Annotated in this window: 11 protein-coding genes; all 11 read left to right on the top strand. The window is 61.2% G+C overall.

Annotation, left to right across the window (positions count from 1 at the left end; translation table 11 throughout):
• The first annotated feature begins 2 nt into the window (after window positions 1-2).
• A complete protein-coding gene (locus CXK96_RS01250) occupies window positions 3-935 on the top strand; it encodes an ExeA family protein (protein WP_102834698.1) in 933 nt (310 codons plus the stop codon).
• Complete coding sequence (locus CXK96_RS01245; protein ID WP_102834697.1) at window positions 932-2,338, top strand: tetratricopeptide repeat protein; 1,407 nt, start codon at window positions 932-934, stop codon at window positions 2,336-2,338. The genes CXK96_RS01250 and CXK96_RS01245 overlap by 4 nt, the downstream gene beginning before the upstream one ends.
• Window positions 2,335-4,059 (top strand): GspE/PulE family protein, encoded by a 1,725-nt coding sequence (locus tag CXK96_RS01240; protein WP_102834696.1) that lies wholly within the window; start codon window positions 2,335-2,337, stop codon window positions 4,057-4,059. The genes CXK96_RS01245 and CXK96_RS01240 overlap by 4 nt, the downstream gene beginning before the upstream one ends.
• A gap of 313 nt (window positions 4,060-4,372) precedes the next feature.
• A complete protein-coding gene (locus tag CXK96_RS01235; RefSeq protein ID WP_102834695.1) occupies window positions 4,373-5,611 on the top strand; it encodes a type II secretion system F family protein in 1,239 nt (412 codons plus the stop codon).
• A gap of 273 nt (window positions 5,612-5,884) precedes the next feature.
• On the top strand, window positions 5,885-6,364 hold the full coding sequence (locus CXK96_RS21080; RefSeq protein ID WP_102834694.1) for a type II secretion system protein: 480 nt from the start codon (window positions 5,885-5,887) through the stop codon (window positions 6,362-6,364).
• A 19-nt stretch (window positions 6,365-6,383) separates the two neighbouring features.
• Window positions 6,384-6,833, top strand: coding sequence for a type II secretion system protein (locus CXK96_RS21075; protein WP_102834693.1), 450 nt, complete (start codon window positions 6,384-6,386; stop codon window positions 6,831-6,833).
• 105 nt (window positions 6,834-6,938) lie between these two features.
• Window positions 6,939-7,382: a pilus assembly FimT family protein gene (locus tag CXK96_RS01220; protein ID WP_102834692.1), complete on the top strand. Its 444-nt coding sequence runs from the start codon at window positions 6,939-6,941 to the stop codon at window positions 7,380-7,382.
• The gene (locus CXK96_RS01215; RefSeq protein ID WP_102834691.1) at window positions 7,379-7,837 is read left to right on the top strand and encodes a prepilin-type N-terminal cleavage/methylation domain-containing protein; all 459 of its coding nucleotides are present in this window, start codon (window positions 7,379-7,381) and stop codon (window positions 7,835-7,837) included. Before CXK96_RS01220 ends, CXK96_RS01215 begins: the two co-directional genes overlap by 4 nt.
• The gene (locus tag CXK96_RS01210; RefSeq protein ID WP_256061685.1) at window positions 7,837-8,802 is read left to right on the top strand and encodes a PulJ/GspJ family protein; all 966 of its coding nucleotides are present in this window, start codon (window positions 7,837-7,839) and stop codon (window positions 8,800-8,802) included. The genes CXK96_RS01215 and CXK96_RS01210 overlap by 1 nt, the downstream gene beginning before the upstream one ends.
• Before the next feature lie 124 nt (window positions 8,803-8,926).
• Window positions 8,927-9,298 carry a hypothetical protein gene (locus CXK96_RS01205; RefSeq protein WP_256061684.1) on the top strand — a complete coding sequence of 124 codons (372 nt, stop codon included), beginning with the start codon at window positions 8,927-8,929 and terminating at the stop codon, window positions 9,296-9,298.
• Window positions 9,234-13,676 (top strand): DUF6701 domain-containing protein, encoded by a 4,443-nt coding sequence (locus CXK96_RS01200; RefSeq protein WP_102834690.1) that lies wholly within the window; start codon window positions 9,234-9,236, stop codon window positions 13,674-13,676. The genes CXK96_RS01205 and CXK96_RS01200 overlap by 65 nt, the downstream gene beginning before the upstream one ends.
• Window positions 13,677-13,995 lie beyond the last annotated feature (319 nt).

Below are 13,995 nucleotides of genomic sequence, written 5' to 3'. Positions count from 1 at the left end.
GTATGTACGAAGCATTTTTCGGCCTGCGCGAGAAGCCCTTCGCGCTGACGCCGAACACCGGCTTCATGGTCCAGCTGGCGCCCTACCAGGCCTGCCTCAATCTGCTGCGGGTGGCATTGGGCGAGGGCGAGGGCTTCATCAAGGTCACCGGTGAGGTGGGCACGGGCAAGACGCTACTGTGCCGCGCCCTGCTTAACGAACTCGACGCTGCCCAGTACCAGGTCGCCTGGCTGCCGAATCCGACGTTGACGCCGATGGCTTTGCGCCAGGCGCTGGCGCAAGAGCTACATATAGCCGGGGCGGCGGAGCTGGATAATCACGGCCTGCTCACCGCGCTCCATGCGCGCCTGATCCAGCTGGCCGGGCAGGGCAAGAGCACTGTGCTGCTGATCGACGAAGCCCAGGCGCTGCCGACAGCGACGCTGGAAGCCTTGCGCCTGCTGACCAACCTCGAGACCGAACAGCGCAAGCTGCTGCAAGTGGTGCTGTTCGGCCAGCCGGAACTGGACGCGACGCTGGCCCGTGAAGACTTCCGCCAGCTGCGTCAGCGCATCACCTTTTCCTACAGCCTGCGGCCGCTGGATGTCAGCGATGCTACTCGCTACCTGCAGGAGCGGCTGGCCGTGGCCGGCTACCGTGGCGAGCCGTTGTTCAAGGCTGCGGCGGTACGTTTGCTGGTGCGCGGCAGTGGCGGCATTCCACGCTTGCTCAACATTCTGGCGAACAAGTGCCTGATGGTGGCGTTCGGCGAAGGGTCTCGTCAGGTCCTGGCCCGCCATGTCCGCCGTGCGTTGCACGATACCGAAGGGGCAAAGCCGTTCTGGCGAAGCGCCTCAAGACTGCTGGGTTGGAAGATCGCTGCTGGCGGCTTGTCACTGGCGCTGATCCTCGGTGCGTGGCCCTGGCTAGCGCACCTCGCCGAGGTGCTGCCGTGAGCTTGGTCAACGACATGTTGCGGGATCTAGAGGCACGCCGCGCCGCGCCGGCCGAACGTGAGCAACTGGGCAGCCTCTACGCCGTGGACGAGGCCGCCGCGGCAAGGCGTGAGCGTCATGGGCGCATGCGTCGTGGCTTGCTAGTCGCCGCGGCCCTCGTGGTAGCGGCCGTTGGGCTGTTCCTGCTTTCAGAACGCCTGCAGCCGGTTGCCAAGCCACCTGTCGTCCCAGCCCCTGTTGTCCCGGCACTGATCGAAGAGCTTGCACCGCCGCCAGAGGTTGTCGCCACGACGCGACTGCTGGATGTGTTGCCACAGAACGACGGCCGACGTTTCGTCCTGCAACTGCTGCTTGATCGATCCGTCAGCTACCAGCGAGTCGATACGACCGGGTCGGTCAGCTTCCGGCTCAACGATGTGCAGTTCACAGGCGAGGCGCTGACCGGCCGCATCGAAAAACCGGGGCAGACCCTGTCGTGGCGCGTCGAGCCGCAGGGCGGTGATGTCAATGTGCTTATCATCGGTTTCGGCGACCAGCTGAACGTCGCTGATCGCCTCGAATCGATTGGCAATCGCTCGCAGCTCTGGCTCGATGTATCGCTTGGCAGCATCGCTGAAGCCGACCCGCAGACCCTATCGTTGCCAGTTGCCGAATCGCCGGATATGGACGAGGCGCAATTGCCGGACTGGGTGACCCGTGAAGTCGAGCCGGCTGAGACGCTCAACGAGCCGGCCCGCGCCAAGCCGTCACCTGAGCCCAAGGCCGTGCCCCGCGCTGCAGTTGCCGCAGAACCCGTCGCTCCCTCAGCGGAAGCAAATCTCACCATCGGTGCGCATCAGCCCGATCCCCTCGCGCAAGCCCGCAGCGCTCTGGATCGAGGTGATCATCTAGCGGCTATTCAGCAATTGCAGGCACTGCATCAGGCACAACCGGACAACCCGGAGATCAGCCGCTGGCTGGCTCGTGCTTACCTCAGTGCCGGCGACACCGCTGCATTGCTCAAGTGGCTGCCCGCTCAGCTGCAGGCGCGTCCGTTCGATGCCGAGCTGCGCGAGCTGCTCGCGCGCGGACAGCTACAGCTCGGGGATCAAGACGCAGCCATCGCGACGCTGCAGCAGAGCGCGCCGCCACTGCAGCGTCACACGGCGTATCACGCGCTGCTGGCTGCGCTCTACCAGCAGGTCAACGACTGGTCCGCAAGCGCTGCGACCTACCGCCGGCTGATCGCCGTTCAACCCGGACAGGGCGCTTGGCAGCTCGGCCTGGCTATCGCGCTGGAACAACTCGATCAGCCAGCGCAGGCCGGCCGGCACTACCGGCTCGCTCTTCAAGGGCAGGGGCTGGATGAAAGCGCGCGTCGGTTCGCCACCGAACGCGCCGGTTCACTTGGAGGCACGCAATGACTCAGGATATCCGCCAGCGCAAGATTCGCCTCGGCGATCTCCTGGTCCAGGCCGGGCTGATCAGTGACGCTCAGTTGCAGCTCGCGCTGCAGGACCAGAAGCGGACCGGCTCCAAGCTGGGGCGCACGGTGCTGGACCTTGGCTTTATCGATGAAGGGCGCCTGCTCAGGGCGCTGTCCGAGCAGTTGCAGATTCCCTTCGTCGAGCTCAAACACTACAAGTTCGATAATCAGCTGACGCAGAGCCTGCCGGAGGCGGTGGCGCGACGTTTCCGCGTGATCGTGCTGTCGCGCCAGGCAGAGGGCGTGCTGGTCGGCATGACCGATCCACTCGACCTGTTCGCTCAGGATGAGATGGAGCGCATGCTGGGCAAGCGGGTATTCCCGGCCGTAGTGCGTGAAAGCGAACTGCTCGGTGCGCTCGACCAGCTCTACCGTCGCACCAGTGAAATCGCCTCGTTGGCCGGTGAACTGGAAGGCGAACTGCAGGAAAGCGATTTCGACCTCTCGCGCCTTGGTGCCGAAAGCAACAGTGACGCACCCGTGGTGCGGCTGCTGCAGACGCTGTTCGAAGATGCGGTACAGATGAAGGCCTCGGATATCCATATCGAGCCCGACGAAGGCGTGGTGCGGATCCGTCAGCGTATCGACGGCGTGCTCAATGAGCAGGTGATGAAGGAGCACCGCGTCGCCTCGGCGCTGGTCATGCGCTTGAAGATCATGTCCGGTCTGGATATTTCCGAAAAGCGCCTGCCGCAGGACGGCCGCTTCAATATCCGGGTCAAGAACCGCAACCTCGATGTGCGGGTTTCGACCATGCCCGTGCAGTTCGGCGAGTCGGTGGTGATGCGCCTGCTCGACCAGAGCGGGGCAATGTTCCAGCTCGACGGCACCGGCATGCCGGCAGTGATGCTCGAACGCTTCCGTCGCCTGCTGCAGCGTCCCCACGGCATGGTGCTGGTCACCGGCCCGACCGGCTCGGGCAAGACCACCACGCTCTATGCAGGACTTTCGGAGCTGAATAGCCCGGAAAAGAAGATCATCACCGTGGAAGATCCGGTGGAATACCGCCTGCCACGAATCAACCAGGTGCAGGTCAACGCCAAGATCGAACTGACGTTTGCCCGCGTGTTGCGTGCCGCCCTGCGTCAGGACCCGGACATCGTCCTGGTCGGCGAGATCCGTGATCAGGAAACCGCCGAGATCGGCCTGCGCGCCGCGCTGACTGGCCACCTCGTGCTGTCGACGCTGCACACCAACGACGCCTTGACCTCTGCCATGCGCCTGATCGACATGGGCGTGGAGCCCTTCCTCGTCGCCACGGCGCTCAACGCGGTGCTGGCCCAGCGTTTGATACGCCGCGTCTGCGAGAACTGCCAGGAAGAACACCAGCCGGATCCGCGCCAGCTGGTTTGGCTGGAGACGCTGCATGGCGGCTCGCTGGCCGGCAAGCGTTTCCGTCGCGGCAGCGGCTGCCACCAGTGTCACAACAGTGGGTACAGCGGCCGGATTGGCGTCTACGAGCTGCTCGAACTCGACGAGCCAATGATCGCTGCGCTGCGCCGGGGTGATCCGCAAGGTTTTGCCGAAGCGGCACGCCAGCAACCGCACTACCGGCCGCTGGCCGAATGCGCGTTGGATTACGCCATCGCCGGCATCACCAGCGTCGATGAAGTGCTCAAGGTTTGCGCGACCCTAGCGGATGACGAGGTGATGGTGTGAACGCCCAGCATCGGTCTGATCACGCTGCTCTTGTAGGAGCCAGCTTGCTGGCGAACCAAGCGTGCAGGGCCAGCCTCCGGATAGCTTTCGTAGGAGTCAGCTTGCTGAAGAATGCGCAATGCACGCTGAACTGCATTCGCGAGCAAGCTCGCTCCCACAGACGCGTGGCTTCCTCGGAATACTTCAGGAAGCTTGATCATCACGTCCGCACCAACGCTCCCTCGCCCCTGCGGGGAGAGGGCTCGAGTGAGGGGACGTTTTTTGGTCGTGCACAGAGCCGACCCGGCCTGCGAACAGCTGGAGCACCCATCTAGTGCCTACGTTCCGCTACACCGGCCGCAACGCCCAAGGCGCCAAGATCAGCGGCGCACTCGAGGGCGCCAGCGCCGATTCCGTGGCGGGCGAACTGCTGTCACGGCAAATCACCCCGCTGACCATCGAGGCCAGCGAGAGCCAGACGGGCAGCGGCGATGCGTTGGCGATGCTGCGCGAAAAGCTGCGCCGCAAGCGCGTCGATCTGGATGAGCTGATCATCTTCAGTCGTCAGATGTACAGCCTGAGCAAGGCGGGCGTGCCGATCATCCGCGCTATCGGCGGTCTGGCAGAGTCGAACCGAAACCTGTTTTTCCGCCACATCCTGCAGGACGTGCGCGCCAGTCTGGAGAGTGGCCAGTCGATGGCGGTGGCCCTGAACGCTCACCCCAAGGTGTTCAACAACCTGTTCGTCAGCATGGTCAGCGTCGGTGAGAACACCGGCCAGCTCGATCAGGCCTTCAAGCAACTGGCGGCCTACCTCGAGCTGGAGCGCGAAACCCGCAAGCGCATCAAGCAAGCGACCCGCTACCCGATCTTCGTCATGGTCGCCATGGGCGTCGCGCTGGCGGTGATCAACCTCCTGGTGATCCCCGCGTTCGCCAAGGTGTTCGCCCAGTTTCACGCCCAGCTGCCCTGGGCCACCCGCGTGCTGATCGGTACCTCCAACTTCATGCGCGACTACTGGTGGCTGTTACTGCTGGGCATCGTTGGCGGACTTTACGCCTTCTTCAAATGGATCGAGACCGACCCAGGTCAACTCAAGTGGGACCGGATCAAGTTACGGTTGCCCATCGTCGGCGGCATCTTCGAACGCATCGCCCTGGCGCGCTTCACCCGTACCTTCGCAATGATGTACCGCGCCGGCGTGCCGTTGCTGCAGACGCTCTCGATCAACAGCGCCAGTGTCGGCAACCAGCATATCGGCCAGGCGATTCTCGGCATCCGCGAAAGCGTTGAGCGCGGCGAAGCGCTGACTCGCTCTGCCCATAACTCCGGCCTGTTCACCCCGTTGGTCCTGCAGATGATGGCCGTGGGTGAAGAAACCGGCGCACTGGACGACCTCTTTATCGAAGTCGCCGACTTCTACGAGCAGGAAGTCGACTATGACCTCAAGCAGTTGGCGGACGCGATTGAGCCGATTCTCATCGTGTGCATGGGCGTGATGGTGCTGGTGTTAGCGCTGGGCGTGTTTCTGCCGATGTGGGATCTCGCCTCGGCTGCAAAGGGTGGAGCGTGATTAGCGATACCAGTCAGTCGCGACGACTGCCGTTCCGTTTGGCCGGCTGTTTGCAACGCTGTGCTTTCAGTTAGGTAGTGCCAATTCCTTGGCACAGCTTGTCGGTCAGCGAGGCGGCCGCTGCTGAGGTGCATTGACGCACCAGCACCGCCGGCGGCCGATCAGGCTATACCAGGTTCATGAAGCGGGACGGATTCATGAACCTGAAACTTAAACCCGTCCCGGCCGAAGTACGGCCACGTGGATAGACGCAACCGAGGAGCGAGCAAGCCAATGAAAAAGCAGAACGGATTCACCCTGATCGAGCTGGTGGTAGTGATCGCCATCCTCGGCATCCTGGCGGCGGTTGCGCTGCCGCGGTTTATGAATGCAACGAAGGAAGCTCACAAAGCTGCGGTAGCTGGCACGGCTGGCGCGCTGGGTTCAGCCGTGGCGCTCGTTCGCGCACAGTGGGAGGTCAATCGCGCAAAGAGCGGCACAAGCCCCAACATCAATGTCACTGGATTTGGTAACAACACCGTCGACGTAAATACAGCCGGATGGCCGGTGAATATAGAGGGTACCGATCTGCATTGCTCCAACCTCTGGAGCAACGTGCTGCAGGGTTCAATCCCGACCATATCCGGAAGCGATCCGGACTACGTCCCGACCAAGACCACCACAATCTGCACCTTCACCTACCAACGTGACGGTGGCGATGACGCCATTACCTACGACAGCACGAACGGCCAAGTGGCCTACACCTTCGACTAACGCGTTCCGGAGAATGCACATGAAAGAGCAGCAAAGTGGTTTCACCATGATCGAGCTGATCATGGTTATTGTGATTTTGGGGATTTTGGCGGCGTTTGCTTTGCCTAGGTTTGCGGACTTCGGGAGAGACGCGCGTATCGCGGCGATCGAAGGTGTAGCCGGTTCAATGAAATCCGCTTCAGCAATTGTCCATTCGGCCTATCTTGCGGGTAAGAAACAAGCTGGTACAACAGATGGCACTACTGTAGTTACGCTTGAAGGGGAAGAAATCACTGTTAACGACGCTGGGTACGCTACAGCTGATGCAACTGGCATCATCGCGGCGGCTCAAGTTGACGGTGGGAACTTCAAAATTGACGCTGGCAAAGTTACTGACGAGACGGCAAAGACTAAGGCCACATGCTACGTGGAATATAAGTTGTCGACCACTGGGTTCCCGAGTTTCGAAATAAAAACGGAAGGATGTTAATAGCCGCCATTAGAGAGAACGCTCCGGCACAATAGTTTACTGCCTCGGTCGAAGGGATACTTAAAAAATAGCGGCCGATGCCCTTTTTTATCTGCTGAGACTGCCATGACACGTTGCCGCGGATTCACCCTCGTCGAGTTGATCATGACGCTCGTCATCATCGGCATCCTCGCCGCCGTGGTGGGGCCGCGCTTCTTTGATCGAGAGGTGTTCGACGAACGCCTTTTCTTTGAAGAGACGGTCTCGGCTGTGCGCTATGCACAGAAGCTGGCCTTGGCCGGCGGCTGTCTGACCGAGGTCAGCTTGGGGACTGGTGGCTACCATCTGCGCCGCGCCGCGAACTGTACCTCGGGCGCTTTTAGCGCCGAGGTGCAGGGGCCGGACGGCCAGACTCCCTTCGCCAATACCGAGGTGCCCACGGGCGTGTCGGTGTCGGCGACCAATTTTCCCGTGGTGTTCGACTCGCTGGGGCGTCCCTCCAGCGCCGCGAGTGCCACCATCGGTGCGTTCACCTTCAGCGTGACCGCCGAAACCGGGCTGGTGCAATGAAACGCCAGTGCGGCATGACGCTGGTCGAACTGGTGATCACCATCGTGATCATTGGTATCGCGGCCGCGGCGCTGTTCACTGCCATGGCCTCGATAACGGCACGCTCTGCCGATCCGTTGCTGCGTCAGCAGAGCCTGAGCCTTGCCGAAGCCTACCTTGAGGAAATTTTGCTGCAGGCATTTCTAGATCCGGCCACCGGTACAGCTTGTCCACCGCCACCGTCACAACGGGGCAACTTCGACAACGTTTGCGACTACGCCGGGCTTTCCGATGCTGGTGCGCGCAATGCGCGGGGGGAAGCCATCGCAGGTCTCGGCTCCTACACCGTTGCGGTAGACGTAGCGCCGCGGGCTTGGGGAGGGCTGCCAGCAAGTGATGTGTTCTATATCGAAGTGACCGTAACCGACCCGGCCGGCCAGGCGCTGGTGCTCGGCGGCTATCGGACGAGGTACTGATGGTGCGTCTTTCCGTCGACGGCGCAATCGGGCCGCAGGCTCCGTGGCCTCGGCATGGCTCAAGCGTCGGTGGTTTCACGCTGGTCGAGCTGGTTATGGTTATCGCACTGGCCGGGCTGGTAGCGGTCATGATCAGCGCTGTCCTTATGCGTCCGATGCAGGGGTTCGTTGACCAGAGTCGGCGTGCGGAGCTGGTCGATCTGGCAGCGACCGCCTTGAACAGAATGGCCCGGGATGTCCGGTTGGCCGTGCCGAACTCAGTGCGGGTATCGGTCGATGGCAATACTGTGGAGATGCTCTTGATCCAGACGAGCAAGACCAATCCGGACTTTTCTGGCGCGGCACGCTATCGGCCGAACCGTACGAGCAGCGAGACCCTGAAATTCGCCGACAGTGGGGCCGGCAGTTGCGACAGCACCGTCACTGGTGGTGCCTGCAACGTCGTTGAGTTGCTGGCTCCTGGTTTCGATCCATCGGGTGCGCAATGGATGGTGGTCTATAACATTGGCAGCCTGAGTGGCTCCAACCCTGTTGCCGGGGCCAATGTCTGGGCATCTGCCAACCCCGGCGTGATCACACCGACTGGTACGACCTTCAGCGCCACTGGTGGCGCCAGCGGCGTAACGCAAATTGCGCTCGATCTGCCAGGTGCGGCTGGTGAGTTTGACTTTGCCTTCGAATCACCGCAGCGGCGCGTCTATTTCGCCGAGTCGGTGGTCGGCTATCGCTGCGAGGGCGATCATCTGGTGCGTTACAGCTATGGCGATCTGCTCGCTGTCGTGCCCTCAAGTCCGCCGGCTGGTTCCAATCCGCGTGTGCTCGCCAACAGCGTTCGCGGCTGTACATTTCTCTATCAGCCAGGAACCACGGTGCGGGCAGGTTTGCTCAGCATGGTCCTTGAGCTCAATCAAGATGGGGAAGCCCTCCGCCTTTTGCAGCAGGTGCACGTCGACAATGCCCCCTGAGAAGAACCTTGCAGCGTTCAATGTCTGCCCTGCCGGGACGATCCGTACGGCTGCTCGGTACCGTCGCTCCAGCGCTCGTCAGACAGCGCGACCAGCTAGACGTGAGCAGGCAGGATTCGGCTTGGTGGCCGCCTTGTTTCTTATCGTGATCGTCATGCTCGTTGTCATGGCCATGGCACGGATGTCTCTGGTTCAGCATGGGATCAATAGTCTTTCAATCCAGCAGGCCCGCGCCTACCAGGCGGCGAGAGCGGGAATCGAGTGGGGCCTAAGTCGCGCAGTCAACGCTGACAGCTGTGCGTCTGGTTCGCTTGCCTTTGCCGGTAGCAACCTGGCCGAGTTCAGCGTCGTGGTGAGCTGTAGCCCTGACGGATACACAGATGTCGATGGCCAGCCGGTGACGCTCTACCGGTTCGAGTCCATTGCGCAAAATGGAGCGGCTGGATCGCGGCCCGACTATGCGTACCGCAGACTATCTGCGGTGGTGGAGCGCTGAAATGGAAAGGTGGCTAGCTAGGATTTTATTGTTGCTGATTGCGGTATGCGCTGAGCCTCTGTATGCGGCGGTTGGCAGCTGCAAGGCAAATTTCGAGAATGGTATTCAGAGTCACTTCACCGGCAATGCTGCCAATAAAGGTGTCATCGACTTTGGCACCGATGCCCAGTTGCTCAATGGATCGAGCCGTGTCTTGCAAGCCAATGCGGTTCGCAAAAATGGTGGTTCGAAGCTTGCCACCTGTGGTGATGCCGATTGCCGGGCCAGCTCTGCCCCGACCGCCGCACCTATGCAAGATCCAGGGCCCTTTCCTGCGACTTGGGAATATGCCAGTACTTTGACATTAGGGTCTTCGGAGCAACAAACGCTGACAGCGGATGATAGTCATGAATACGCCTCGGTCAGACTGGGTCACAAGGCCACGTTGACAGTCAACGGCGGCGGCATCGACTACCACATCGAATCCCTAACGATGGACTCAGAATCCGTTTTGCGGTTGGCTGCGGGCGATTATTGGGTCGGAGCACTGACGACCAACCATCTAGCTCGTATAGAGGTAATCGGGAGCGGTCAGGTGCGGCTATTCGTACGCGACACGCTCAACGTTGGTTCATCAGTACGCTTCAACTCTCCTAGTGTCGATACTGCAGGCGATGCCGATAAGTTATTCGTTTACGCCTACGAAGAAATCTCGTTGAACGACAGGGCGACTATATCGGGCTATCTGTATAGCGCTGTCAGCCGAGGCGCCAACGCCAGTGTGAACTTGGGAAGTGCAAGTTATGTTTTCGGGGCGATCACCGCAGAGAACGTCTTTCTGGGGACTAACTCGCGGGTGACGTATCAAGCGCCGTCCGGCAATTGCGGAGCGGCCGCTCGATTGGTGCTTAGCTGGTCGCTGGATGAGCGCAGTTGGTCGGGAACAGCTGGTGAGGTGCGTGACGGCTCTGGCAATGGATTGCACGGTCAGGCGGTGAATGGCGCCATTACCAATGGAGAGTCTCCGAAATGGCCTACCGTCGATGGCGAAGGCACCTGTCGTTATGGGCGGTTCGACCGTGCCTCTAGCCATTACCTCCAGGCCGCTCACAACGATTTGCTGACCCAGGAAGGGGACTTCACCGTCGGCTTGTGGATCAGGCCCCGCAGCTATCCATCCAGCGGATTGATGTCGATTCTGTCGAAGGACGAAAACTACGAGTTCCACTTGAAGCCGGATGGCACCATCAACTGGTGGTGGCAGACCACCTCAGGTGCAACGCAGGAGTTTGATAGCACGTCAAAGGTTGAACTCGGCCAATGGAGCCACGTGCTGATTCGCTATATGGCTACTGAACAGCACATCTACATCAACGGCAACCTCGCTGGAACGGCAAGCCTGGGTACACCGAGGGCCAACGCCGATCCACTACAGCTGGGCTGGGATCAGATCGCGGGACGGCACTTCGACGGCGATCTGGACGAACTTCGAATTTACAAGGGGGCGCTCGGGCAGGAGCAGATCACGGCCCTGGTGAACGAACGCCACCCCTGCGAAACCAATCTGCAATGCTTCAGCAACTTTCTCGAGCCCAGTACATTCGCTTCGAACTGGGCAGTGTCCAGCAGAGGATTGACCCACTTCGTTCCGAAGCTGGTGGACGGTCGCATGCGCCTGACCAGCAATGCTGGCAATGTGGCGACCGCCGCAGCCCTGCAACGCCTCTTTCCCGCCGAAGGGCAGTTCATTCAGGTTTCCTTCCGCCACTACGCCTACGACGGCAACGGCGCCGATGGCATTGCGCTGATCCTCTCCGATGCGTCGGTCACACCACAACCCGGCGGCTACGGTGGTTCGCTTGGTTATGCACAGCTCAACGGCCAGAGCGGGTTCGCAGGTGGCTGGTTAGGGGTCGCCATTGATGAATACGGCAACTTTTCCAACCCTACCGAAGGCCGGATTGGCGGGCCAGGGCTACGACGTGACACGGTGTCGGCGCGGGGTTCAGGCAGCGGCACCAGTGGTTATCGCTACATTGCCGGAACCGAGACAGCGCTTGAGCCAGAGATAGACAATCCCAGTAGTACACCGCCGGCGCCCGGCCATCTCTATCGAATCACCATAGATGGCCGTACTGCCGGCCAGGCGAGCATCACGGTGGAGCGCGACAGTGGCTCCGGCTTTCAAGTGTTGCGCAACCTGGACGGAATTGATGTTCTGAGTGCGAGCGGGCAGGCGACTCTACCGGAGAACCTCTACCTGTCTTTTACCGGGTCCACAGGCGGGCAGAACAATATTCACGAGATCGAAGAGCTGGAGGTGTGTGCGGCCGACATCCGCCCTTTGACAGCGCGCATCCATCATTTCGAGCTTAATTACGCGCCCACTGCGCTGACCTGTGTCCCGCATGCCGTGACGATTCGTGCATGCATGGACGAGGCTTGTTCGGCGACCTATCAGGAACCGGTGAGCGCGACACTGCAACCTGTGGGCGGCTGGACCGCAGGTAATCCAGTGAGATTTTCCGGTGGCAGCACTATCGTCCATCTCCGCTCGAGTAAACCAGGTACCGTGCAGCTCGGTGTGCTGGAGTCCACACCGCAAACTCAGTCGTTCAGCCAAACCGCCTGCTCGACTGCCAATTGCGAGGTGGTCTTCGCTGATAGCGGATTCGTCTTCGATGTGCCCAACCTGATCGCGGCACGCCCAGAGAGCGGAATCGCGTTGCAGGCGGTCATGAAGGACGACCGCACGCAGGCCTGCGTTCCAGGCTTCGACGATGGGGGCAAGCGCACACTGCAGTTCAGTTCGTCTTACGTGCATCCCGATACCGGGACGCGGCTAGTAGTGGTCAACGGCACACCGGTTGGCGCCAGCCCTACAGATATCGAACTGACGTTCGATAGCGAGGCGCGTGCTTCGTTGGAGGTCAGCTACGCCGATGCTGGCGTGATCGACCTGTTCGCTCGCTATGCGCCGGCCGCTGGTGAGGAAAAGGGCCTGGTAATGACCGGGACCGACCAATTCTCCGGCCGGCCTTATGGCCTATGTCTGCTAACCGAGGCTGATCAGGCGGATGGCGGCGCAGCTTGCGAATCGGACGATCTCGACTGTCCGGTGTTCCAGGCCGGCGGCGTACCGGTCCGGGCGGGTGATCCGTTCCGTCTGTTGGTGCGCCCGGTTGGTTGGGAGGCAAATGAGGAGCCGCTGACGGCCGAACAGTTATGCGACGGTAATCTCGACACGCCAAATTTCGAGATGGCCGGTATCGAATTGACCCGTGAGCTCTTCGCGCCGGAAAAGGGGGATCGCGGTGAGCTAGCGGTGACCCGTTTCGATCATCCCCGCGGGGGCGAGGCGGCCGTGCATGGGCAGGCTTATACCGAGGTTGGCATCATCCGGATCTCAGCCACGCCGAAAGGCAGCTATTTCGGAGAAACCGTTAGTGGAGGTGAGAGCAATCGTGTCGGCCGTTTCACGCCTGCTTACCTGGGAGCGTCGGGTGCGGCCAGCCTGCGGCCTTCCTGCGGTACGTTCAGCTATCAGGGGCAGCCGATGGAGTTCGCCGCTACTGGCGAGCCGACCTTGACGGTGTCCGGTTACAGCCGCGCTGGAGCGATCACTCGTAACTACGATCTTTCGCCGTTCTGGCGCTTACCGGAGCCGTCCGCTCCCGACTACCTTTCACAGACGGGGCGGGCAGGTATCGACGCGCGCCTGGAGGTGGTTGGCACGGCAAAGCCGGCGGTCTCGGGTGCTGACGACGGTGACGGCATACGAGGTTATCGCTGGACCGGTCAGCAGCTTCGCTATGCGCCCGCCTTAACTGCTTTGGTGGAGGACTTGCCATTTCCGGCAGAGGTCGACATGAGCTTCAGTGCAGCCAGCCTGACCGATGACGATGATGTCTGCATCGCTGGCGAAGCCGGCTGTCAGGGATATAAAAAGCGATTCGACAAGGCGCCGGGCAGCGAGGTCCGCCTGGGTCGTCTGCGTATCGAAAATGCCCACGGTTCGGAACTGCAGTCACTCCCGCTTCCGTTGCTTGTCGAGACCTGGCGTGACCTATCCGGCGCTCGCTTCGCCCCGGAGACCGAAGATGCTTGCACCACGCCTGTAGAGCTGGGCAGCGTTAACTTCATCAGCTACAGCGATGCGCTCAGCCCTGGCGATACCGCAGCGACAGTCGCTAGCTTCAGAGCTGGCGGCGGCCAACTGACGTTGAGTCCACCAGGCGCAGGCAACCACGGTTCAGCACGGCTCGATTTTCCCGCGCTAGCCGACTGGCTGAAGTATGGCTGGGAGGGGGCGGTACGCCGTTCGGCAGTAGGTGTGGGGACATTCGGAATCTACCAAGGCTCGAAGCCGCTGATATTCCGCCGCGAACTTTATCGCTAGACAAGCAAAAGGGCCGCAATTGGCGGCCCTTTTGGCGGGTGTAAAAGAGGGGAATCCCTGGCCTGCCTGTACCAGGGTCCCCAAAACTGGTTACCTAGGTTATTGCAGGGCGCGTGCCAATTCCGGCAGCCATGGCTGCGGTCGTGTCTGGTAGCTGTCAAAACGCAGCCCCAAGCTATCGGTGCGTGGCCTGGGCAGCAGTGGCTATGCGGGTTTCAGCGGCTTTTAATGGTGCTGATTACAGACGACCCGAGCGGTATGGCTGGTTGCTGGAGGCTTTGAATGCTCAGCGCCTCATCGGATTTACGCTTGCTCGAAG

Origin of the sequence: Stutzerimonas stutzeri (assembly GCF_002890895.1) — a bacterium.
Taxonomy (GTDB): Bacteria; Pseudomonadota; Gammaproteobacteria; order Pseudomonadales; family Pseudomonadaceae; genus Stutzerimonas; species Stutzerimonas stutzeri_AB.
The sequence above is the reverse complement of the archived record's forward strand: the minus strand, read 5'-3'. Positions and strand labels throughout refer to the sequence as shown.

Coding starts and splice junctions, on each gene's coding strand:
- CXK96_RS21080 (WP_102834694.1), top strand. CDS start 5,885: ATGAAAAAGCAGAACGGATTCACCCTGATCGAGCTGGTGGTAGTGATC.
- CXK96_RS01220 (WP_102834692.1), top strand. CDS start 6,939: ATGACACGTTGCCGCGGATTCACCCTCGTCGAGTTGATCATGACGCTC.
- CXK96_RS01210 (WP_256061685.1), top strand. CDS start 7,837: ATGGTGCGTCTTTCCGTCGACGGCGCAATCGGGCCGCAGGCTCCGTGG.
- CXK96_RS01200 (WP_102834690.1), top strand. CDS start 9,234: ATGGAGCGGCTGGATCGCGGCCCGACTATGCGTACCGCAGACTATCTG.
- CXK96_RS21075 (WP_102834693.1), top strand. CDS start 6,384: ATGAAAGAGCAGCAAAGTGGTTTCACCATGATCGAGCTGATCATGGTT.
- CXK96_RS01240 (WP_102834696.1), top strand. CDS start 2,335: ATGACTCAGGATATCCGCCAGCGCAAGATTCGCCTCGGCGATCTCCTG.
- CXK96_RS01215 (WP_102834691.1), top strand. CDS start 7,379: ATGAAACGCCAGTGCGGCATGACGCTGGTCGAACTGGTGATCACCATC.
- CXK96_RS01250 (WP_102834698.1), top strand. CDS start 3: ATGTACGAAGCATTTTTCGGCCTGCGCGAGAAGCCCTTCGCGCTGACG.